Origin of the sequence: Pseudomonas sp. yb_5 (assembly GCF_043103865.1) — a bacterium.
GTDB lineage: Bacteria > Pseudomonadota > Gammaproteobacteria > Pseudomonadales > Pseudomonadaceae > Aquipseudomonas > Aquipseudomonas putida_Y.
In genome coordinates this window covers 1-1,487 of record NZ_JBICKE010000065.1, presented here as the reverse complement: position 1 = coordinate 1,487, position 1,487 = coordinate 1, and the positions used below count along the sequence as shown (strand labels likewise).

1 rRNA gene is annotated in these 1,487 nt (G+C 52.7%); it reads right to left on the bottom strand.

The features are described 5' to 3' along the window. Positions 1–159: 159 nt before the first annotated feature. Positions 160–1,487 (bottom strand): 23S ribosomal RNA (locus ACF8GF_RS09600); the annotation flags it as partial.

The window sequence follows — 1,487 nt, the reverse complement described above, 5'->3', positions numbered from 1 at the left end:
GTGGTTCCAATGCTCTATGGTCGTCAAGAAATTCTGTAGCCAGAATGTCCAGATGGACAGCCCAGCGAATCCGGATATGCGATATTTGTGGTCTTACGAATTTTCGGGTCTTTCGTCTTCACCACCGCAATCTGCGTCAGCAAATTGCTTGGGTGTTATATGGTCAAGCCTCACGGGCAATTAGTATTGGTTAGCTCAACGCCTCACAGCGCTTACACACCCAACCTATCAACGTCGTAGTCTTCGACGGCCCTTTAGGGGATTCAAGATCCCAGTGAGATCTCATCTTGAGGCAAGTTTCCCGCTTAGATGCTTTCAGCGGTTATCTCTTCCGAACATAGCTACCCGGCAATGCCACTGGCGTGACAACCGGAACACCAGAGGTTCGTCCACTCCGGTCCTCTCGTACTAGGAGCAGCCCCTCTCAAATCTCAAACGTCCACGGCAGATAGGGACCGAACTGTCTCACGACGTTCTAAACCCAGCTCGCGTACCACTTTAAATGGCGAACAGCCATACCCTTGGGACCGGCTTCAGCCCCAGGATGTGATGAGCCGACATCGAGGTGCCAAACACCGCCGTCGATATGAACTCTTGGGCGGTATCAGCCTGTTATCCCCGGAGTACCTTTTATCCGTTGAGCGATGGCCCTTCCATACAGAACCACCGGATCACTAAGACCTACTTTCGTACCTGCTCGACGTGTTTGTCTCGCAGTCAAGCGCGCTTTTGCCTTTATACTCTACGACCGATTTCCGACCGGTCTGAGCGCACCTTCGTACTCCTCCGTTACTCTTTGGGAGGAGACCGCCCCAGTCAAACTACCCACCATACACTGTCCTCGATCCGGATAACGGACCTGAGTTAGAACCTCAAAGTTGCCAGGGTGGTATTTCAAGGATGGCTCCATGAGAACTGGCGTCCCCACTTCAAAGCCTCCCACCTATCCTACACAAGCAAATTCAAAGTCCAGTGCAAAGCTATAGTAAAGGTTCACGGGGTCTTTCCGTCTAGCCGCGGATACACTGCATCTTCACAGCGATTTCAATTTCACTGAGTCTCGGGTGGAGACAGCGCCGCCATCGTTACGCCATTCGTGCAGGTCGGAACTTACCCGACAAGGAATTTCGCTACCTTAGGACCGTTATAGTTACGGCCGCCGTTTACCGGGGCTTCGATCAAGAGCTTCGCTTGCGCTAACCCCATCAATTAACCTTCCGGCACCGGGCAGGCGTCACACCCTATACGTCCACTTTCGTGTTTGCAGAGTGCTGTGTTTTTAATAAACAGTCGCAGCGGCCTGGTATCTTCGACCGGCATGAGCTTACGGAGCAAGTCCTTCACCCTCGCCGGCGCACCTTCTCCCGAAGTTACGGTGCCATTTTGCCTAGTTCCTTCACCCGAGTTCTCTCAAGCGCCTTGGTATTCTCTACCTAACCACCTGTGTCGGTTTGGGGTACGGTTCCCAGTTATCTGAAGCTTAGGAG